Source organism: Solibacillus sp. CAU 1738 (assembly GCF_039888725.1).
Taxonomy (GTDB): domain Bacteria; phylum Bacillota; class Bacilli; order Bacillales_A; family Planococcaceae; genus Metasolibacillus.
In genome coordinates this window covers 258,208-279,360 of sequence record NZ_JBDQQN010000005.1, presented here as the reverse complement: position 1 = coordinate 279,360, position 21,153 = coordinate 258,208, and the positions used below count along the sequence as shown (strand labels likewise).

The window sequence follows — 21,153 nt, the reverse complement described above, 5'->3', positions numbered from 1 at the left end:
ATCCAAGTGTGTTTGAATCAGGACGCTTTAAAGGTACAAAAAATCATATTACCAAACGTGGCTCAGCTAGGCTTCGCCGTATGCTTTATACAGCTGTTCGCTGCTCTATTCGTGATAGCCGTAAAAAGAAAACAACCGATGAAACCATTGCACGAAATAAAAGATTAAGAGCCTTCAACGATTTGAAACGCGAAGAAGGTAAACCCTACAGAGTAGCTATTATCGCCTGTGCTAATAAGCTCTTACACTGGATTTATGCGATGTTAAAAACAAAAACATCATTCCAAGAAACTCTTCAATAACAATAATTTCAAATAAAACACAAACCTTCCAAATTGAATTCGGAGGGTTATTTGAGTTGTGCATTTTTAGTATAGCATGAGGTGATTTTTAATTTAAAAGATTTTTATTGACAATCTATTAGCTGGTTTTGTTGAATAAAATAACTCACATTTATAAATATCTTAATTATTTTCAAACGACTTTATTGTAAATTAAACAACTTTATTATCCGTATACAAGAGGTGAGATGATTTTAATCAAAAGTTTAAATCTGTGAACAGCCATTCATCGAGAACAAATAAATCGATCTTTTTACATTTGAATCAACTTGCGGAAGCTATCCAATAGAATCTCATTGTTCCCTCATTTATTACATTTACTATATCTTCTATAAGACTAGTCCTATTATCTCTCAACTTACGAATTTCCTTCTAGATTTTTTCTCTCGTTTCACAAACAGCAACGTAAAGATTTGCCTACTCACCACATAATAAACGAGATATAGCGGGATGAATAAATCATCGTGCCATATCCAAAGATCATTCGGATGTGCGTTTTTGGCAAAATCAATATATATGATGATTTCTAGAAAAATTGCAGGTACTAAAAAGAAAATCCAAGGGTTTGTTAGCCATTTGAAATGATATTCCTGTAAAATTGCATCATACAACACTTCTGCAATGCCTAAGAAGAAGGTACTTACCATTAAAAAGAAAATAAAACCGTCTATTGTTACCGAAGAATTATAGTGTGGAAAATACATTTGCGTTAAAAAATGCGAAGTCAAATTTAGCAAAGACGCAACAATAATGACGCTCCAGCCAAAACGTATAAATTTGTAAAAAGGAAACAGTACCTTTTTCATTTCTTTATGAATCTTCGCTTGTTGTCCAAATGAAGTCATTGCTTGTGAAATTGCCTCTTCTTTAGAATAACCTTTAATCATCAATTCATCGATATGGTCGGTTAAATGAGTCATGAACTCCTCTTTTAACTCTTGCTGCTCGTCTTTTGAAATATGCAAACCTGAAACGATATCATCTACGTATTGTTCAACGCGTTTCATATATGACCACCTGCTGTTCTTTCAATAAGCTGAGTAATTTGCTTCCAATCCGCCAGCTTATTTTTTAACTCCGCGTGACCTATTGAAGTAATAGAATAGTACTTACGTCTTTTTCCCGATACTTCATCGCGCCAATAAGACGTCACACATTCTTTCTTCTCTAATCGTTTCAGTGCTGGATACAATGTACCTTCATTCATATGGTAAGCATCGTCACTTAATATACGTAGTTTCTTCGTTATATCATACCCATAGCAATCTTCCTCAACTAATAAAGAAAGTAATAAAATTTCAATGCTCCCCTTCAATAGTTCCTTTTCCATTTCACAATCCCCCCTTATTTACATATTATACCGATGTACATCGTAATACAATGTATAAATGTAAAAAATAGTATATTCACCCCCTTCTTGCAGGATTTTGTCAGCCAAGCTATTACTGGAACTAGAAACGTGTCGCACGAAAAATAGCACGACTTGGACAAGTACTAATCTTATGTTAATATAATAAAATGCTATTATAATGAGTACCTTTAGGCATAATAGTAATTAGAGAATAAAAATGAAAGAGTTGATTGGATATGACATGGACTTTGGCAATTACACTATTGTTTGGAACTATTATTAAATTGTTAATGAGTCCTCCAAATGCAGCTGTAGGATGGTTTTTAAATAAATTTGAACTTCATCAAAAACTTGATTCAAAAAATGTTACTGTAACATTTAACGGAAAGAATTTAGAAGAGGAAGATAAAATTAGATTTACTGACTATTTTAGTGAAGCAATCTTTATTAAAAAAAATTATATATTTCCTGGCAATGAAAAATTATTTCTACATCCAGAGACTAATGTTATTCCATTTGTCATCAACGTAAAAAAAGGCAAAAAAGATGTTAATTTCTTTATATATAGTTCCGATAATTACGTAGATGTAGTCAAGCAGTACAAGGAGAAAGTTATTTCTTATAGTCTTAGCTCTGATTATTTACAAAAATTTATTAAGTCAGCTAATGGATTGAACTAGCAATAGTTGTAATAAAAGAAAAGGTATCATATACAATGGCACTGCCTGTCTTTTTTGAGACAGTGAAAAAAACACCTTATTAAACAGCCAGTTGTCGGTACTGTACCGGCGACTGGCTGTTTATTTTCGTTTGGATGCGTTTATAGTTATTTTAATGAACGTATTCTTCGACGATTTGTATGACTCTTGAATTCGTAGTGCGATAGATTTCATCGAGCTAGAAAGTTTCACACTTTAGCGAGGAGTGAAATGATTCGCTAGGCCCCCCTTTCCTATTTGAATACGTTTTAACCCAAAAATAATAACGCTTGTTATTACTATGGAAACCAAAAAGTATCCCAATACTATTAATCTCCTAACTAAAAATAGCCTTTCCTATATTGAATATATTTCTATGTTATAATTCCTTAAATTACAATATTTTATAAACCCGAACATTTATTAGGAGGTAGTAATTTGGTTATTTTTATGTATATTAACATATTCTTTATGCCTATACCCGCAATCATTTTTTGTTTAAATCTAGTCAGCATTTTAAAGAAAATTAAGAATGACGAAAATACAAGTAAAAATACTTTTTGGCTGACACTATCGTTCGTTCTAATAACTTGGTCCATATCAATAGGAACTTTATTTGGCTTAGCGTGATTGTCAATTACTCTAAAGTAAAGACACGGAAGCTGCTCTTCAGCTACCTGTTTAATCTTGCCTTGCTTCATTCACACCTTAATAAGTTCGTCAAATTTTCCTATAAACTTGCTACTGTAGATGTACGACCATACTTATTTTTAGTAAATTTACCATTTTTCTATTACCGCGCAATCTGCTATGTTATGCTTTGTACAGGGAAATGTTTTATCCATTATTATAGTAAATTGTAAAAATAAGAAGGTATAAAGATGACAAAAACTCAAGATAAAATTTTAATTAGCGTAGGGTCGATATTACTTCTATTTACCCTCACAATGATGTATATGGATTTTATAGTCCCTAAAATTGGACCTATTGGTAGTGGAAAAAGACATTGGACAACATATGCTACCTATACATCTTCTTTATTAGGTGCAATTTGTTTTACTAGCTGCGGGATAATAGGTTGGTTTAAATTGAAAGACAAACAATAATTTTCTTTATTTTTAGTACTAGCTATATATCACAAAGAGCATTTATTAAAAGATATTGGAGGTTAATATAAGTGAAAAAAACAGCTGTTCTATTATATCCTCAATTTAGTGAGTATGAGTTAAGTATTGCCCTATCCATTCTGATGCAAGGTGAGAAGCCAATAATTACTGTAGGTTTAAATAAGCAGCCTATAAAGGGAGAATCTGGTCTAACTTGTATAACTGATACTACTATCGATGAATTAAACATTGATGAAATAGATAGTCTTCTACTAACAGGATGTATGGATATTTTTGCTATAGAAAATGAAAAGAAATTATTAGACTTTTTAAGGAAAGTTGAAAGTAAAGTATCCGTGATTGGAAGTATTTCAAGTTCACCTTATCTACTTGCAAAAGCAGGCATAATAAAAGGGAAAAAATATACTGTTGGAATGACTGAAGAAGTTAGAGATCATTCAGGTGTCTTTGAGAAAAATAACTATTCAGAAGAACTTGTTGTTCAAGATGGGAAGTTAATAACTGCTAGAGGCAGAGGCTTTATAAGATTTGGCGTGTGCTTTGGAAAAGCATTAAACCTGAAATTTGATGAATATTGGTATTTTGAAAAAGGTATTCCAAACGATGTTTTAGTTTAATAGGATAGAACTAACGTTTAAGATTTAATTTCTAATCTGCAAGTCCTTTTACTATGCCCAAATAAATCCCCTATAGCTGCAAATATGGCTATATAGAAATAATTAAACAATATGCTTTCCTACCATCCTAGTTTCACTGTGGGATATAAAAAGAAGGCAAATCAAAAGTATGATTTGCCTCCAAAAAAATTTATATCTCACTAGAACTTTCTACACCATTAATCGAAAAACTTGCTGTAATTGTTGCATTTAACGAATGAGCAACAGAGCAATATTTATCTTTGGATAGTTTAACGGCTCTTGCAACTTTTTCTTCCGGTAAAGAGCCTTCCAAAGAATAGTGAATGTGAATATTTGTAAATCGTTTAGGCTCTTCTTCTGCACGGTCACCTTTCACTTCCATTTGAAAAGAAGTCGGCTCTAAACGCATTTTTTTCAAAATCGAAATAATATCTATTCCAGTACATCCTGCAGTAGCAAATAGAAGAAGTTCCATAGGTCTTGCTCCTGTATTTTGCCCCCCAATTGCTTCTGAAGCATCCATAATAATTTCATGTCCTGATGCTGAAGTTCCTGAAAAAGCCATGTTTCCTGACCATTTTAAAATTGTTTCCATCTTTTTAACGCCCTCTTTCATCTTAGTCATCTAATAAGTTTACTCTTCTGTAATAATAGCACGATTTTTATTAGAAACCCATTTGTCTAATATAGCAGCATTTGCTGTATTTCCTAACACATTCAATAATGTTCTAAAACCATCAGTAAGACGGTCAACACCTGCAACCAATGCAATTCCCTCAAGTGGTAAACCTGCTGCCGCTAATACGGTTGACATCATAATAATACTTGCACCGGGAACTCCTGCTGTACTGAATGAAACAATCATCGTACTTATCATAATTGTGAAAATAAGTGTTGGAGTTAATTGAATGTCAAATAGCTGTGCGACGAATAATGCATTAAATCCTTGTAAAATTGAAGCACCGTCTCGTTTCAATGCAGTCCCTAATGGAATAGCAAATCCAGCAATTTCTTTTTTCATCTTAAATGCTCCAACTGCATTTTCAATCGCTACAGGTAACGCTGCATTCGAACTTGCTGTCCCAAATGCAATACCAAACGTTGGAAGGAAGCTTCTCCAATAACGAGCAGGAGAAATTTTTAATACAGCTAATATCATTGTATAAATAAGAATCATGACAGCAATTGCTAAAATAAGACCGATAATATATAAAATTAACTTTTGTACGATATCAAAGCCTTGTGTAGCAATAACTGAGCTAATTAAAGCAAACACCCCAATTGGAGAAAGTCTTAGGATTAGTAATGTAATCTTTTCGATTATGTGATGGAAGCTTTCGATAAACGATAAGAATGGTGCAGCTTTATCTCCTGCAAGGCGCATACCAATAATGATTAATATTGCTGTAAAAATAATTTGTAATAAGTTACCTGTTGCAAAGGCTTCAAATGGGTTTGTTGGCACAATGGAAATAAGCCAATCAAGAATACTTTGACTGTTAGTAACTTCCTGTGCAGTTAAATCACCGACATTGCCAACAGCTGTTCCAGGTTTTAATAGGGCAGCCGTTGTAATCCCAATCAGAAGAGAAACAAAAGTTGTCACTATGTATAAAACCATAATCCTCCACGTAAGTTGACCAACTTTATCTGCACTTTTAATACTTGAAAATCCGATAATTAATGATGTAAAGACTATCGGAACAACTACAAATTGAATTGCTCTTAAGAAGATCTTTCCAATAGGTGATAGCACATATTTATCAAGTTCAGGTGTAATACTTGGGAAAAATGCATTTAAAACGAAACCAAAAAAGATCCCAAGTATTAAACTGACAGTAATTTTTGTTGATAATTTCATTAAAAAAATCCTCCAATAACACAATTCATATAAGACTACTAGGTTTACTTGAAAACTTATCATAATCAAATACGTTAAAACTGTCAATGTAATTTTCAGTAGTCAGATAATACTGACAAGCAGCTATAAAATACAGCAAAAAATCCTCTATTAAATGAGCAGTTTTATAGCATAAATAGAAAAAACCTCAATATTTTATATTATCCCCTTTTGCTATCAATAAAATAATCGATGTTCCGCGATTTATTTTATTGATAGCATATATTATTTCGAAAGGTAAAAAATTATCCCAATATTACCCGAAATTTGATAAACTATACAAGGTAAAATTTACTAGGAGGAAAAAACTATGTATCAATTGATTTTATTTTTACACATATTAGGCGTATTATTTATGTTCGCAGCAGTTGGTGCTACCTTAATAGGCATGTTCGGTATGCTTCATTCAAAAGACAATAAGACGCTGAAAATTTGGGCTTCTTTAACGGTTAAAATGGATGAATTTCTCCCGTTCAGCGTAATTCTTATCCTACTACCGGGTTTATACCTTGTCTTTTCTACATGGGGATGGAATATCGCTTGGGTGAACGTTTCACTAGTAGCATTAATATTGATGTCACTTGCAGGACCTATTATTAATTTACGCCGTTTTAAAGGCATTCTTAAAGCTGTAATTGATGAATCAGGAGAAACACCTTCAACACATTTGTTAGCGAAAGTGCGGGACCAAGTTCTATGGAATTCTATTTCTATAATGACAATGGAAGTATTAGGAATTATTTATCTTATGACAATTAAACCACCACTTATAGAATCCCTTGTTACAATGGTTGTTTGCTTTGTTTTAGGCATTATTTTCTCTAAGATTGCTTTAAGTATTGGAAGCGAAAAAAATAAGATGTCACACTCTTTATAACAACAAATCACAAGCAAAAGCTTGTGATTTTTATTTTTAATACTTGGAATTATAAGTGAACGCTATTTTACAGGTTTATTTTCATTGTTAGTTTTATGATGTTGCACAAGTTAGAGTAGGATACGCTAGGTTCGATATGCATGATCGAAATGTTGGAGATTTAAATAATATCAAGAAGGTTTATAGGAATTATTCTTTAAACATCCAAGTTATTGCCTCAATAATAATATCTGGTCTATCGAGATGTATAGAATGACTTGCTTCTTGCGCTATTATCAATTTACTATTTTGTGAAAGATTAACTTGGCTCATAATTAGCACTTGCCACTTTTCTTCATATAGCCTTAACTCCGACTCGGGTAACCCCTCCTCAGTTCCTAACCTAATTGCATATTCTTTATCTCTACCAATTACAACTAATGGTACATCAGGAAACTCTCCTAAGTTTTTTATTAAATCAGCGTCTTTCTTCCAGCAGCTAATTTCAGAATGCATTGATTCGTACAAGCAAGGTTTAGTTTGGAAACTTAATAAACGTTGTTGTACATCATATGGGAGTTGTTTTTGCTTTATAGAAAGAGTAGGATTAATAATTTCTCTTAATTGTTCCTCGTTCATTTGAGAATAGGATTTACACTTTTCCATCCAAATTTCATCGGTTGTTCCTTCATTTAAAACTGGTGTATCCAATTCATCTAAAATTTTCAAATCTACAGAGGTTGAATCTACTAATACTAACCCTGCTACCTTTTCAGGATGCATTTTCACAAAATGTTGGGCACATAAACCCCCATATGAATGACCAACTAACAATACAGGTTCAACAATCCCAAGTAGACTAATTAACTCATTTATGTCATTTACGACCGCCTGTGTATTGCGGACTTCATTTCGAATTTCACTCTCGCCTAGCCCAGGTCTATGAAAAGTTATTACACGATTAAATTTACATAATATCTCTATCACATTGTGCCACTCATCAAATGAGCATCCCATCCCTGTAAGGATAATAATTGGTATACCATTCCTCCCCTTTTGTAGAATCTCAAGTTTGTTATGATTTATTGTTAGGAATTCTTTAATATTACCCACCCCTTGAAATACTTTTTCAACAAAACTCTTGCTTTAGTTGTAGTACATTTCTTCACAGTTAAAGCAACATTAACATAAATATCCAACAAAAATTATCCTACTCAAGTTGGTTAATTAATGGTTCATAAAAAAGCACTTAGACAATAAAAAAAGCCCCAAACCCTTATATAATAAAGATTTGGAGTATATTTTTCTGTTACATATTATGAACTAATTTTCTTCCTTGCTAAGGCTCTATCACCTAAAAAAATGCTATAGCCTACAATCATTTAGCTTTAAAATTTATAGAATTCCTAATGACAACTTCTTATTAGTTATTTTATACCATTAGCCAAACATCATAAAATGCTTCTATTTGTATTTTTGGTTACTATACTTTATAAACAAGCCTCTAATGCAATTTGCATCATTTTATCGAATGATGTTTGTCTTGCTTCAGCACTGATTTGTTCATGAGTTATTAAAGAATCTGAAATAGTTAGTATACACGCAGCATTTTTTTCTAATATTTTTGCATTATGAAACAATGCAAAGCTTTCCATTTCTACACATAAACAATTATGCTCATTATAAAAATCAACATGATTTGGAACGTGACTTTCGTGATAAAATACATCACTCGAATGAATTCTTCCCTTAACTATAGGCATATTAATACGATTAGCAGCCTCTTCAATTTTTTCATTTAATAACTCACTTGGATACTGAATATCGGCTTCTACACCTGCTTGAACCTTTGCATAAGTTGATTCACTCCAGGCACTATCGACTAGAACAACATCATGAATGTTCAGTTTATCAGTATACGCTCCTGCACTACCAACACGTATAATATTTTCTACATCATAAAATTTAAATAATTCGTATGAATAAATCCCTATACTTGGCATTCCCATTCCAGAACCCATCACGGATATTTGTTTTCCCTTATAAGTCCCTGTATATCCAAACATGTTACGTACTGTATTAAACTGAGTTATATTTTCTAAATATGTTTCTGCAATATATTTTGCACGCAGAGGATCTCCTGGCATTAAAACTGTTTTCGCAATTTCTCCAACTTTTGCAGTATTGTGCGCTGTTGTCATTTAATATCTCTCCATTTCTAATTCATTGAATCAATTTCACAATTCATTTTATCATTAATAGATAAGAACATAAAAAATGTAATAAATACGATAATTCGCATAGTTACGCTACAGGTGGACGGCAAGCATCGAACCAATTCTCTCTCTACACTCAGTTCAGGTTCTCGGTCTGCTTCAGCCTAGCGCTATACTTAAATGGTCGTCATTCTTTTAAAAAAATATTGATGAAATTGCCGACTCTATTATAAATGTTTTTACTTCTCTAGAACAAAAACTTTTTTTGAGTAATGATCAAAGTTATTAATGAAGTAGATGCTTATTTTATGATGAGTATCGTAAATAATTATGCTTATGTTTACAAAATATACACTCGTAATTCCACTCCAAAAGAAAACTATAAAAAGAGCCTAAACTTCACTAAAATAGTTTAAGCTCTCCAAACATTATTTACTTTACTGTATACTCTCCGTTACTCTTCTCACATTTTCCAAAATAATTTTGCTTTTCGGTATGCTTGGAATATCGTTTAAGTCAAAACTTAAATCTTGTTCAGGTATGTCATATTGCATTTTATTGACTAAGTAATCCAAACTTACCTTCATTATTTCAATCGTCATTTGTTCACCCGCGCAGCGATGTCCTAAGAAATAGTCGCCTCCACCTTGTGGAATAAAGCTAAACGGACTACCTTTCCAGCTCGCAAAGCGTTCAGGATAAAATGCATCAGGTTTTTCCCACAACACTGGATCATGATTCGTCCCATATATATCGAGTAAAGTCATCGTCCCTTCTTTAAATTCATAGGCATTCCATGTGAAATCTTTTTTTACAGTCGCCATAACAAATGGGAAGAACGGATAAAAGCGTCTTACTTCTTGTACGAACATTTGTGGGTAATCAGGATAATTCTTCAATTTTTCTTTTTCTTTCGGAAATTGGTGCAAAGCGAGTAGTGTAAAGTTCGCATAAACTGCAATGGCTACAATCGGACGAAGTAAATTAATAATCTCAACAGCTATCGTATCTTCATCTAATAAGTTGCCATCTGAATCTTTATAAAATGCAAATTGGTGTAGCACCGAATTTTTTTGAAACTTGATTTTTTCGTCACGTATATCTCGAATAAGCTGTTTCATATTTTTTTCCACTTGATTTCGATGACTTCTCCCGATCCAATGTGAAATCCCAAAAATAGTGGGTGTTTCAAACATTGCGGCTAATTCTTCCGTTAATTTTTTTGTATCTTGTTCATGTAGCGGATTGCCAATCCACTGAAATGCCACTTTACATAGTAGTTCCTTCATTTCATTGTAAAATACGATTTGATCCTTTTGACTCCATTGATCAATGGCTTGCTCCCATTTTAGTTTAACGATGTCTACTATGCGGGCAACTTCCTCTTTTGTCATGACGGACATTAGCATTTCTTTCCGATGACGATGAGCAGCCCCATCTAATGTTTGGACACTATTTTCACCAAAAAGCGTTTGGACAACGCGGTTTGGCGCAGCACCATTACGTTGAAATTTATCTGTATCATAGAAAAGTTTAGCCGCTTCTTCTCCAATCATACAAATTGCTTTTTTCCCTAAAATCCGCGTCTCAAAAACATTCGCATGTAATTTTCTCTGTCTATTTACAATAAACTTATATCCTTCTTTTAAAAGGCTAATGCTATGATCAATACCTTCTTCACGTGGCATTTGATTTTCCATTATTGTCACCTCTTTACTTAGTCTACCTTCTATTATTTCTAAATGGAATTCAGTTTATGCCGTATCTCATAAAATTCTGTAGTTGATATTTCCTATCTTTTTGCGGCTGTATTACCATAGCTCTTTTTAGTTATATTATTTATGAAAAGATAAACAGAAAGCCCCACTTCATTATTGAAGTGGGGCTTCATTGATTTATGAATAGAATGAATCTGCCTACCTTTTTGAAGACATAATTTATCACAAGTGTCGTATTAAAATACTTTTTGTTTTCAATTAATATCGGAATTTTCCTTTACTATGGTTTGGCGATAATACCCTTTCCAAGTGGACAGATAAGGGTTTTGTCCCAACCTCATTTATTTAATATCTGATTGATGTAAGCAATTAAGCGCTTTTTTCAATGTTATTTCTTGCTTTTTTCTTGAATACATTTGCTCTAAGCCATGGAAGCACCCAACGATCTCCACCGATGCGCCCTGCATTTGCACCAGCAACTAGAATGATAAACTGAATTAAAATAAATGTTGGGTTTGTCGAAACAGTTCCACCTAGGAAGAACATGAAATTCATAAATAATCCGAAGAATGCCGCAGTAGTAGTTAAAGTGCCTAATAGAAGACCTAAACCTATTAATAACTCACCCCAAGGAACTAATACATTAAAAAGTTCAGCATTAGGTAGAGCAAAATGTTCAATGAAATAATTATATGCCGGATAAATAGGACCGTCTGCTCCCATTACTGGATTAGCGACAATGTTCGCCAGATAACCAGTTGCGTCGAATCCTCCAGTGATTTTGCCTATCGCAACAGTAACCCACTGATATCCGATATATAGTCTTAAAAATAGAAGTAAATATGAAGCGTATACATTAGTACGTAACCAATTCATCATGAAAATTCCTCCTTATTTTATTTACTAGTTTCACGAATTTGTGACGCTACAAAACGTAGTATAATAAAATACCCACGAAAAAACTATATAAAAATACTATTTAACATTTTTTATTCACATTTAATATGACATTTCCAAAACATTTTATCAATACGTTTGCTGTTATTATTTCTACATAAAACTGTTAAAATCTCTTAAATACATATTATCGATTATTTTCAAAACCGCTCTTATTATAAAAAAATTCCGCCACTTCGGGAATTTCAACGATTTATTATAATCCCAGAATAATGATTCACTGATAGCACACCGACATTCCAGGATTTCTCCAGTAAATTTTTAGTTCCCTCCATAAAATTAAACTTTAGGTGTTCATTTGTTAACGCTGTTTTCGTAAGATTATTTGTTAAAGTGGATTTTGTAAAAACTGGTATAATAAACGAAAGAGGATTGTGAGGTTTATGGAATTTGGTTTTTGGTTGGTCATTATCTTTGCATTATTTTATGAACCTATAATGCACTTCTAATCGCAGGTGTGCTATTACAATACATAGTTTTGATTATTATAAGTTGCGAATCACATTTAATGAAAACAAGCGGTATACTAGAAGGTACCGGTTCAGTAGAATAGATTTCTCCTACTAATTGGCAAGCAACTTATACTGGTCTTACTAATTTACTTAGGAGTTATTTCAGAAAATAAAGGGGTCAATCATGAAAAAATTTTATGTTGCATCAAGCTTTCAAAATATAGAAGCAGTCAGATTTGTTAGCGAACATTTAAAAAACAAAGGCTATGTTCAAACTTATGATTGGACAAAAAATAAAAGAGCATCCCACATTAAAGAGTTAAAAGCAATTGGGCAAGCAGAGAAAAAATCTGTAATCGAAGCAGATTTTTTAATAGTGTTACTTCCAGCAGGTAAAGGAAGTCATATTGAATTAGGTATTGCATTAGGGCTAGGAAAAAAGATATTCCTTTACTGTCTAAACAATGAGGTAATTAACTTTGAAACCACAAGTACATTCTATCATTTATCAGAAGTTGAGATAGTTATTGGAACTATTGACGAGTTATTAAACAAAGTGACAAACAGTATAAATTAAAAGCAATGGAGAACTAACTCCATTGCTTTTAAAATGAAATAATATAGGTTAGGCTACTTTATTTTATAAATAGTTGCATCATGAAATTGCTCTAGCTTTCTTGACACTTACTCATTCTCTAAATCCGCAAAATCTCCCGAATATCTTCTTCCGTTAATGCACCAGAAGCCTTTTCATCAAACTCAATAATATCCGCAATTAAATTCCGCTTTTTTTCTTGTAGCTCGTTCATTTTTTCTTCAATCGTTCCTCGTGCGATAAGCTTAATAACCTGGACGGTGTTTTTCTGACCCATTCGATATGCACGATCAGCTGCTTGTTCCTCAACTGCTGGGTTCCACCATAAATCGTATAAAATGACGGTGTCTGCTCCTGTTAAATTCAGGCCTGTTCCCCCTGCTTTTAATGAAATCAGAAATACATCTTGCTCTCCCTCATTAAATCGATTGCACAGTTCGACACGTTGCTCTGAAGGGGTTTGACCATCCAAATAAAAATACTCTTGACCGCGCTTCGTCATTTCTCTCCCTATAAGCTCAAGCATTTTCGTGAATTGAGAGAAAATCAGTACCCTTCTACCAGAAAGTCTAGATTCCTCTAATATTTGTAGTAGCTGCTCAAATTTAGCTGAGCTACCTTTATAGCCGTCCACAAATAATGACGGATGGCAGCAAATTTGGCGCAATCTCGTTAAACCGGCTAAAATACGAATGCGATTTTTCCTGAACGTTTCCTTGTCTAGGTGCTTTAATGTATCGACTCGAAGCTTAGCTAATAATGCGGCATACAGTTGCTTTTGTTCAGGCAATAGCTCTGATATTTCTAGCATTTCGTTTTTCCCTGGCAGCTCCTTCAGTACATTTTCTTTCATCCGACGGAGTAAAAACGGTCGAACCCTCCGCGCAATCTCTTTCCTAGTTAAATTACTATATTCCTCTAACCCTTGAAATAGCTGAGGGAAAATTACATGATAGATTGACCAAAGCTCTTCCTGATTATTCTCGATCGGAGTACCTGTTAATCCAAAACGATGATTTGCCTTTATTCTTTTTACTGCTCGTGCTGTTTGGGTTAAAGGATTTTTAAACGCTTGCGCCTCATCAAAGAACACTGCATGAAACTGTTGTTTCTCATACCATGACAGATCACGGCGAAGTAGTGGATAGGATGTAATGACGACATCAATATGCCCCAAATCTCGTAGTAGCTCTGTTCTTGCTGTATGATCCCCATCAATAACAATCGCTTGAAGCTCCGGTGCAAATTTCATCATTTCGTGTAACCAGTTATACGTTAAAGAAGACGGACACACAATTAGTACTGGCTGTTTACAAGCACGTATGTTTTCAAGCTCTGACACAATGAATGCAATACTTTGGACTGTTTTGCCAAGTCCCATATCATCCGCTAATACACCACCGAATCCGTAGCTAGCCAGTTGCTTCATCCATTTATATCCTTGCTGTTGATAGTCCCTTAAAACACTTTCTAAACTTTCAGGAATGTCAAAATCCAATGTTTCAGGATGAAGTAATTGATTAAGAAACTGCTGAAATGATTCGGCTGGGGTAAACACATCACTCTCACCTATTAACTCCAAAAATTTCAGACTTTCTAATATTGGCATAGTCAGAGTGCTCTCGTAGTGATCATCTTGTACTGGTCCTGCTAGTAAAAACCGACGAATTTCTTCCATTTCCTTCGTTTCAAGAGATAGTAAAGTGTCATTCGGTAGTCGGTAATATTTTTGCTTGATTTCAAGCGCTTTTAAAATTCCCTTCACTTGGTTGTTGGAAATACCGTCCATTTCGAATTTGAATTCTAACCAATTTGTTCGTTCTTTTCTCACCTTAACAACAATTTTAGGAAACACACTTTTTTTGATAAGTCGGTTACGAACAGCTGTTGTCGCATAAATTTGAGTAAGGGATTGCAACTTCGGGAGAACATGATTTAAAAACTCATATTCCAACTCTTCATTTTGCATATAATAGCCGCCCTCAGTTGTCGTAAAACCGCTCTCCTCCATGATTGTGAGAATTTCTTGTTCCTTTTTAAAATCCCTTATAATCATCGGATCTACTTGATTTCCAGTATCTTCCAGTGGTTGAATAATCACATGTTCATAATGAAATTCAAGCCCTGCTAACAATCTATTTTTTAGGCGATCTAAGTAAAGCTTCGCAACTAAAGGCGTTTTCATCATTTCCTCTGTTAACTGCTTCGACAAATTGACTTGCCCTATTTTCTTTAAACGAGGGACGACTTTGTTTAGAAAAGTTTTCAATTGCTCACTTGGAATTGTCACTTCATTTGTATTTGGAGCTACGAGCATTTGCTGAAGTTCATTAAGTCGATCACTGTCTTGGTGATCTAATATGAATAAGGAATTATCACTTAAAACAACCTGATACGCACTAAAAAGTTGAATTTGCTCAAATCCATTAATTGTTAAACGATATTCGCTATCAATTTCATCAACTGTAAATTGTAATGGAGGTGCACCTTCTACAATACGTATAGGCTGAGCCTTTATTTGAATTTGTTTTACAAACACATCTGTTTGTGTGAGAAAAGGCATGAGCCCACCCCATGCAGAAGGTGGTATTAATAATATTTCTTGGCTATCAATATCGTTTGGTAATGACTCTAAAAAAGCTAGCTCATCACGCGTGACTCGGATTAGTTGATGCAGCACTGTGTCTATTTCGCTATTAAAGCAATGTTCATTTGGATGATAGGTCAATGTAGGTGATATAGTGTAAGGCTGTCCAAACTGTACATGTTGTAGAAAATCTCGAATAGATGAAATTTTCGTTTGTCCTACACACAGTTCAACACCAAATAAATATTGCCCTTCCCCAATCGAACAAGGTATAAGTATAAACTGTACATCAAGTACTTGTCTTTGTTCAAAATGTAGCTGATGACGGCTTTTTCGTATTGGACTATCCTGGAAAAGTGTCATGATGCTTTCTGATAGTTGTTGCTCAGAAGATGGATGAGAAAGATTATTCCGCTGTCGCTTCCTTTCATCTATAGCAAGCAAAACAGCTGCAACATGCTGGCAGCTCTTACTAAAGTTTAGTAGTGTAGAACAGCTACAAGACGGTTGAATTCGCCCATTCTCATCCTTTTCAATTGTGACACGAAAATCCTCTGCTCCATTCACTGTAGCTGTACATCGATCTGCGCTATATTCCTGAATCGTTACTTTATTTGAACGTAAATAAGCGTCCCCTCTTTTGAAGGAGACGGACCCACACATGTCTTTTATGATTTTTTGGTTGATTTTAATATCCATGTAACCCGCTCCTTCCATTAATCGTTATAATGTTGACATTAATAATTATTCTAACATTTATCGTAAAGTCACTCAAAACATTCATAAAGTGAATCTTCAATCAGTGGGGGTTTTCTAATGTAAATGTGATTGCATTATTTAAGATAAGAAATGATATGTAGTTTATATAATTACTTTTCCGTCTTAGTATGAAACAAATAAAAAGAGGCACCCTATAAATATAGGATGCCTCGAATTTAACGAATGTAAGTTTAATTCCTAAGAATTAAAGTTTAGTTACGTTAGCAGCTTGTGGTCCGCGGTTGCCATCTACAACTTCGAACTCAACTTTTTGACCTTCGTCAAGAGTTTTAAAACCTTCGCCTTGGATAGCTGAGAAGTGTACGAATACGTCGTTTTCGCCTTCTACTTCGATGAATCCGAAGCCTTTTTCTGAGTTAAACCATTTTACTGTACCTTGTTTCATTTAAGAAAACCTCCAAAAAATAAAGTGAACAATATGGAATTGATTACCGCAATAAAAAATTCACATATTACAAAAAGTACCGACAACTACACCGATCACTCTTTGTAATATGTGAATCCATTGTATCCGGTCAAGCAATTTAATTGTTAACCTAAGTATACCATCATTTTACACTATGTCAAACTATTTAATTAATTATTTTTTATAATTTTCTCTTATTTCTGCCAATTGAAGGTGACACAATTCAATTTATGTTTTTTTCAAGAATGATGCCATGAAAAATTTGTGCGTCATCATCACATGCTTCACAATATTCACATTCAGATTTAGACCAAAAAGCAATATACTTTCCCTTTTTTATTTCTTCATGCTCGTATTTTTCTCTAAACTGTGTAATTACATTTTGAAGACCCGTTTCGTAATCTTCCTCTGTATCGAAAATATAGGTCTCTTCAATCTTCTCTTCCCACCCTTCAAATTGCCACCAAGGTTCATAGTCAGCTTTCATATAAATAATTTTATACACTACAGACACTCCTTTCCTAAAAAAATTATGTATATATCATTTTAATTATTATGCTTACTCGTGTCTATTATTAACTTACTCCCTATGATAAAATAGTTTCCAGTTACATCTAATTAGGAGGATCAGACATGTTTTCATTAATTAAACCGAAAGCAGATTTACAAGATTTATTTGCCAGGGGAACAGACTTAAAAAATGCTACTGGCCGTTTTGCAGAAACGCTGGCTTTTAACCATTTTAATCAACATGACCAAAATAACTTAAAAGAAGTTTATGAACGCATCCAAAACATTAGACCTACAATGAATGAAATATTCGTAAAATATTTACAAGAAATTGCACCAAACGGCAAAAATCCCATTACCGATAAACAAATTGCAAATTATTTAGAACAATTTTTCCTAGGCAAACGCGATGATACTTATGTCGATGAAACAATTAAATTTTTCAACTTATTGCGTGAAAATCAGTTCGAACCAGGTAAAACAATCATAGTATTCAATCAGTTTTCTTTCTATTTAACGACACATATTTTGCATAATTTCGCTTTAAAACCGTTTAAAGCATTTGATTATATGAAATCTGTATCTGCTGCAGTTAATATTGACCAAGAGCTATTAGTAGAAGTAATGACTGAGCGTATGCTTGAAAACGTTGTAGAAGAGATTTCTACCTTAATGGATGCAAATGCTCGAATAATGTATATGAAAGATCTAATTATGAGCTTAGATTATCAGGCAGAAGAAATATCGACTTCAACTGCAGCAGCAGAAGAATTAGCAGCTTCTATCACAGAAATTGCCCGCTCATCAAGTCGAATTGCAGAAAAGACAAACGAATCTGTTACATATGCTGCACAAGGTAAAAATTCAATCGAGCACGCACTTCAAGAAATATTTACAACTGAGGAAACATTCACTTCTATTGTGCAGAGCTTTACTGAATTACAAAAACATATTGATGATATCGAAAATGTCGTCACTTTAATTAATCAAATTGCTGATCAAACGAATTTACTTGCCCTGAATGCATCAATAGAGGCTGCACGTGCCGGTGAACATGGTAAAGGATTTGCTGTTGTTGCACAAGAAGTTCGGAAGCTAGCTGAAGGTACAGTTTCTGCTTTAGGAGAAGTTTCAAATAATGTTCACTCATTAAAATCTTATTCAAATACAGTAGCAAAATCAATTACTGAAACGACAACGATAATAAAAGACGCTACAGATGAAGCAAAACAATCTTTACCATTACTAAATTCCATAGTAGAAACGATTGAAAGCATTAATTTAGATGTAACAAATACAGCAGCCGTATCTGAACAACAAGCTGCTGCCATCGATGAAGTATCTTCTCGAATGGTACAAATTTCAACCTTGCAAGACGACATTCGTGAATATGGTGCAAATACATCCCGTGATATTCACCATTTAGGACAAGAAATTAACCGTTTCCGTAATGATGTTATTGCAAAAAATAACATACAGTTGTCGAGTATCGCTCTATTACAATTATCAAAAGCAGACCATATATTATGGAAATGGCGTGTATATAATATGTTCCTTGGCTTAGAGCAATTACAACCTAATGACGTATCATCACATACAGAATGCCGACTCGGTAAATGGTACTTCGCAGAAAAAACTATTGCACGATTCGGTACGCATCCATCATACCTTGAGCTAGATCGCAATCACGAACAAGTTCACACTTCTGCAAAATATGCTGTTGAAGCGTATAATAGAGGTGATATTCCTACAGCTGAAAAACATTTAAAAGATATTGAAGCTGCTTCTGAACAAGTACTACGCTATATTAATGATTTAGTACAAGAAATTGCAAACGAACGTGTTATGAAATAAATCATATAGACAAAGCTACCTTTTGTGGTTTTGTCTATCTTACTAAGGAGGTCATTATGAAACGCGCACATATTTTGTTTTTTGGAGATGTTGCAGGTACTGGCTATCGCTTTTTTATAAAACAAAAGGCAATTGAATTAGGCTTAAAAGGTTACTGCGAACTCAACACAGAAAATAAAATCGAAGTTGAAATCGAAGGTAAGACAGCTGCTGTAGATGAATTTATTCACTTCGTACAAAAAGGCGTTAGTTTACAGGCAGACTATAACGGTTTTACAGTTGAAATATTTGATGATTTAAAAGGATATACCGTTATGAAGTCAGATATCGTCTAGCTGACTTCTTTTTTTGATTGTTTTCGAAAATGGTGTACGATGTAGTTGAAACCTTTTTCATTTTAGACCGTATACATTAGTAACTATAAAGGAGGTACGAAATATGCTTGGTACAATAAATTTTATTAGTAGACATGCGTTTAACTTTGCTATTAGTTTTGCAGTGCTTGTTATTACAGTGATTAACTTCGATTTAGGCATTGTTTTCGTGCCGTTATTAGCAATCGGAAGCTATTATATAAGTAATAAAGGCATATTAATGTTTCAAAGAATAAAGAAGAGTAAGGAATTAGGCTTCACACGTTCTGAGTATAAACATATTGAGCGTCAATTAAAAATGGCAAAAGACAATATGAACCAACTAACACAGCAATATGTACGTGTGCGTTCGATTCGTTCATTTAAATTACTAAATGAAATAAGCAAAATTTCAAGACGCATCATTAATCTTGTGCAGGCAAATCCGCGCAAGTTTTATGCAGTGGAAGATTTCTTTTATGCTCACCTTCCTTCTGCTGTACAGTTAACGGATAAGTATACATTACTAACTAAGGAACAAGTAAAAGGAACTGAAATCCACTTAGCGTTAGAAGAAACGCGAAAAACATTAAAGGACTTGTATGGCACAATGGAAGATGATTTAAAACTTGCACTTGCTTCTGATATTGAAAACTTAAAAATTGAGCTTGATTTTGCAAAGCTTGAAAATGATAAAATGAAAGAACGTATAGTTGGTGGTGACAAATAATGCAACAACAAAACCCGTTTGAAGCATTCAAAAATACAGGAAGTACAGTTGCTAAGGTGGCAGAGGAAGAGTTCAATAACGCTTTAACAAATCATGTAGCTAGCCCCCTCTTCGCCTCTCTTAGCGAGTTCGACAAAAGCCGTGCTCTTACATTGGCAAGAGAGCTTAAAATAAACACTTATGAAAACGTCCTTTCTTTCGGTTTATCTGCACAACAGGCACTTCGTGATTTTACAGCAAATATGTCAGTACATGCCGAAAGGAAAGATCATAGTAAAGTAGGCGAAGTATTATCACAGCTTGTTTCATACTTAGAACAAATTGATCCAGATGCACTTCTTGAACATAATAAAGGCTTTTTAGGCAAGCTTTTTTCACGTCCAAAACAATCAACTCAAGAAGTGATGTCTCATTATAAAAAACTAAGCAAACAAATAGATCGCCTAGCAATACAATTAGAGCATGCTCAAATGGGTTTATTACGTGATTTTAAGCTGTTAGAGGAATTATATAACTTAAATGAACAGTATTTTCACGAAGTAAACATTTATATCGCAGCGGGTGAATTAAAGCTTGCCGATGAAACGTCAAAGTTAACACCTGCACAGCCAGACTCGTTTTTAAGTTATCAGCAAGCGAACGATGAAAAAATGGCTATTGAATGGTTAGATCGTCGCTTATATGATTTGCAAATTTCTAGAGAGATTGCCATTCAAGCTGCACCACAAATCCGTTTAATGCAACAAACAAACCAGTTATTAATTGACAAAATACAAGCATCAGTGATGACAACTATTCCAATGTGGCAAACTCAAATTGCAACATTACTAACAATGAACCAACAGCGCCGTTTAATCGAAGCACAAGAAAAGCTGACACGTGCATCTGATGAACTAGCTCGTAAAAACGGTCGCATGCTTGATATGAAAGTCAAACAAACAGGTATAACACATGCAGATATTGATAAATTTAAACAAACACAACTACAGCTTATTCAAGATATTGAGGAAACACTTCGTGTACATGCAAAAGCAAATGATACATTAGAAAAAATATAAAAAAGCATGGCGGATATAATTTCCGC

General features: G+C 33.9%; 21 protein-coding genes and 1 pseudogene. 10 read left to right on the top strand and 12 right to left on the bottom strand.

What is annotated here, in order from left to right; genetic code table 11:
• Positions 1–302: transposase (locus tag AAFN87_RS15865; protein ID WP_347792040.1), on the top strand; the 302-nt coding region annotated here is incomplete at its 5' end.
• A gap of 392 nt (positions 303–694) precedes the next feature.
• Here AAFN87_RS15865 and AAFN87_RS15860 read toward each other — a convergent pair.
• Both AAFN87_RS15860 and AAFN87_RS15855 read right to left on the bottom strand, forming a co-directional pair.
• Entirely contained in the window at positions 695–1,348 is a 654-nt protein-coding gene (locus AAFN87_RS15860; RefSeq protein WP_347792039.1) for a permease prefix domain 1-containing protein, read from the bottom strand.
• Positions 1,345–1,671, bottom strand: coding sequence for a PadR family transcriptional regulator (locus AAFN87_RS15855; RefSeq protein ID WP_347792038.1), 327 nt, complete (start codon positions 1,669–1,671; stop codon positions 1,345–1,347). Before AAFN87_RS15855 ends, AAFN87_RS15860 begins: the two co-directional genes overlap by 4 nt.
• Before the next feature lie 257 nt (positions 1,672–1,928).
• On the opposite strand from AAFN87_RS15855, the gene AAFN87_RS15850 reads away from it, so the two are divergent.
• Positions 1,929–2,372 (top strand): YfmQ family protein, encoded by a 444-nt coding sequence (locus AAFN87_RS15850; RefSeq protein ID WP_347792037.1) that lies wholly within the window; start codon positions 1,929–1,931, stop codon positions 2,370–2,372.
• A gap of 79 nt (positions 2,373–2,451) precedes the next feature.
• Here AAFN87_RS15850 and AAFN87_RS15845 read toward each other — a convergent pair.
• A pseudogene (locus AAFN87_RS15845) lies at positions 2,452–2,649 on the bottom strand (IS3 family transposase); the annotation flags it as partial.
• Positions 2,650–3,271: 622 nt separating this feature from the next.
• Between AAFN87_RS15845 and AAFN87_RS15840 the strand changes: the two are divergent.
• Positions 3,272–3,496, top strand: coding sequence for a hypothetical protein (locus tag AAFN87_RS15840; protein ID WP_347792036.1), 225 nt, complete (start codon positions 3,272–3,274; stop codon positions 3,494–3,496).
• A gap of 71 nt (positions 3,497–3,567) precedes the next feature.
• On the top strand, positions 3,568–4,134 hold the full coding sequence (locus AAFN87_RS15835; RefSeq protein WP_347792035.1) for a DJ-1/PfpI family protein: 567 nt from the start codon (positions 3,568–3,570) through the stop codon (positions 4,132–4,134).
• A 190-nt stretch (positions 4,135–4,324) separates the two neighbouring features.
• On the opposite strand, the gene AAFN87_RS15830 is transcribed toward AAFN87_RS15835, so the two are convergent.
• Complete coding sequence (locus AAFN87_RS15830; protein WP_347792034.1) at positions 4,325–4,750, bottom strand: OsmC family protein; 426 nt, start codon at positions 4,748–4,750, stop codon at positions 4,325–4,327.
• Between the two features lie 39 nt (positions 4,751–4,789).
• Positions 4,790–6,016 carry a dicarboxylate/amino acid:cation symporter gene (locus tag AAFN87_RS15825; protein ID WP_347792033.1) on the bottom strand — a complete coding sequence of 409 codons (1,227 nt, stop codon included), beginning with the start codon at positions 6,014–6,016 and terminating at the stop codon, positions 4,790–4,792.
• 349 nt (positions 6,017–6,365) lie between these two features.
• On the opposite strand from AAFN87_RS15825, the gene AAFN87_RS15820 reads away from it, so the two are divergent.
• Positions 6,366–6,932, top strand: a complete 567-nt coding sequence (locus AAFN87_RS15820; protein WP_347792032.1) for a DUF2269 family protein — start codon at positions 6,366–6,368, stop codon at positions 6,930–6,932.
• Between the two features lie 189 nt (positions 6,933–7,121).
• Here AAFN87_RS15820 and AAFN87_RS15815 read toward each other — a convergent pair whose 3' ends face one another.
• The 4 genes from AAFN87_RS15815 to AAFN87_RS15800 form a co-directional block, all read right to left on the bottom strand.
• On the bottom strand, positions 7,122–8,024 hold the full coding sequence (locus AAFN87_RS15815; RefSeq protein WP_347792031.1) for an alpha/beta fold hydrolase: 903 nt from the start codon (positions 8,022–8,024) through the stop codon (positions 7,122–7,124).
• Positions 8,025–8,401: 377 nt separating this feature from the next.
• Positions 8,402–9,112, bottom strand: a complete 711-nt coding sequence (deoD, locus tag AAFN87_RS15810) for a purine-nucleoside phosphorylase (protein ID WP_347792030.1) — start codon at positions 9,110–9,112, stop codon at positions 8,402–8,404.
• Positions 9,113–9,564: 452 nt separating this feature from the next.
• Positions 9,565–10,827, bottom strand: coding sequence for a CYP152 family fatty-acid peroxygenase CypC (gene cypC / locus AAFN87_RS15805; RefSeq protein ID WP_347792029.1), 1,263 nt, complete (start codon positions 10,825–10,827; stop codon positions 9,565–9,567).
• A gap of 387 nt (positions 10,828–11,214) precedes the next feature.
• Positions 11,215–11,724, bottom strand: coding sequence for a DoxX family membrane protein (locus tag AAFN87_RS15800; protein ID WP_347792028.1), 510 nt, complete (start codon positions 11,722–11,724; stop codon positions 11,215–11,217).
• A 714-nt stretch (positions 11,725–12,438) separates the two neighbouring features.
• Here AAFN87_RS15800 and AAFN87_RS15795 point away from each other — a divergent pair.
• Positions 12,439–12,831, top strand: coding sequence for a nucleoside 2-deoxyribosyltransferase (locus AAFN87_RS15795; protein ID WP_347792027.1), 393 nt, complete (start codon positions 12,439–12,441; stop codon positions 12,829–12,831).
• 118 nt (positions 12,832–12,949) lie between these two features.
• On the opposite strand, the gene AAFN87_RS15790 is transcribed toward AAFN87_RS15795, so the two are convergent.
• The 3 genes from AAFN87_RS15790 to AAFN87_RS15780 form a co-directional block, all read right to left on the bottom strand.
• Complete coding sequence (locus AAFN87_RS15790) at positions 12,950–16,135, bottom strand: SNF2 helicase associated domain-containing protein (protein ID WP_347792026.1); 3,186 nt, start codon at positions 16,133–16,135, stop codon at positions 12,950–12,952.
• Positions 16,136–16,400: 265 nt separating this feature from the next.
• Positions 16,401–16,601: a cold-shock protein gene (locus AAFN87_RS15785; RefSeq protein ID WP_004230088.1), complete on the bottom strand. Its 201-nt coding sequence runs from the start codon at positions 16,599–16,601 to the stop codon at positions 16,401–16,403.
• Positions 16,602–16,845: 244 nt separating this feature from the next.
• Complete coding sequence (locus tag AAFN87_RS15780) at positions 16,846–17,127, bottom strand: DUF1033 family protein (RefSeq protein ID WP_347792025.1); 282 nt, start codon at positions 17,125–17,127, stop codon at positions 16,846–16,848.
• Positions 17,128–17,255: 128 nt separating this feature from the next.
• Here AAFN87_RS15780 and AAFN87_RS15775 point away from each other — a divergent pair, with 128 nt between their 5' ends.
• The 4 genes from AAFN87_RS15775 to AAFN87_RS15760 all read left to right on the top strand — a co-directional run bounded on the left by AAFN87_RS15775 (position 17,256) and on the right by AAFN87_RS15760 (position 21,127).
• Positions 17,256–18,986, top strand: a complete 1,731-nt coding sequence (locus AAFN87_RS15775) for a methyl-accepting chemotaxis protein (protein WP_347792024.1) — start codon at positions 17,256–17,258, stop codon at positions 18,984–18,986.
• Between the two features lie 56 nt (positions 18,987–19,042).
• Positions 19,043–19,321 (top strand): acylphosphatase, encoded by a 279-nt coding sequence (locus tag AAFN87_RS15770; RefSeq protein WP_347792023.1) that lies wholly within the window; start codon positions 19,043–19,045, stop codon positions 19,319–19,321.
• Positions 19,322–19,424: 103 nt separating this feature from the next.
• Positions 19,425–20,069, top strand: a complete 645-nt coding sequence (locus AAFN87_RS15765; protein ID WP_347792022.1) for a 5-bromo-4-chloroindolyl phosphate hydrolysis family protein — start codon at positions 19,425–19,427, stop codon at positions 20,067–20,069.
• Positions 20,069–21,127, top strand: coding sequence for a toxic anion resistance protein (locus AAFN87_RS15760; protein WP_347792021.1), 1,059 nt, complete (start codon positions 20,069–20,071; stop codon positions 21,125–21,127). The genes AAFN87_RS15765 and AAFN87_RS15760 overlap by 1 nt, the downstream gene beginning before the upstream one ends.
• Positions 21,128–21,153 lie beyond the last annotated feature (26 nt).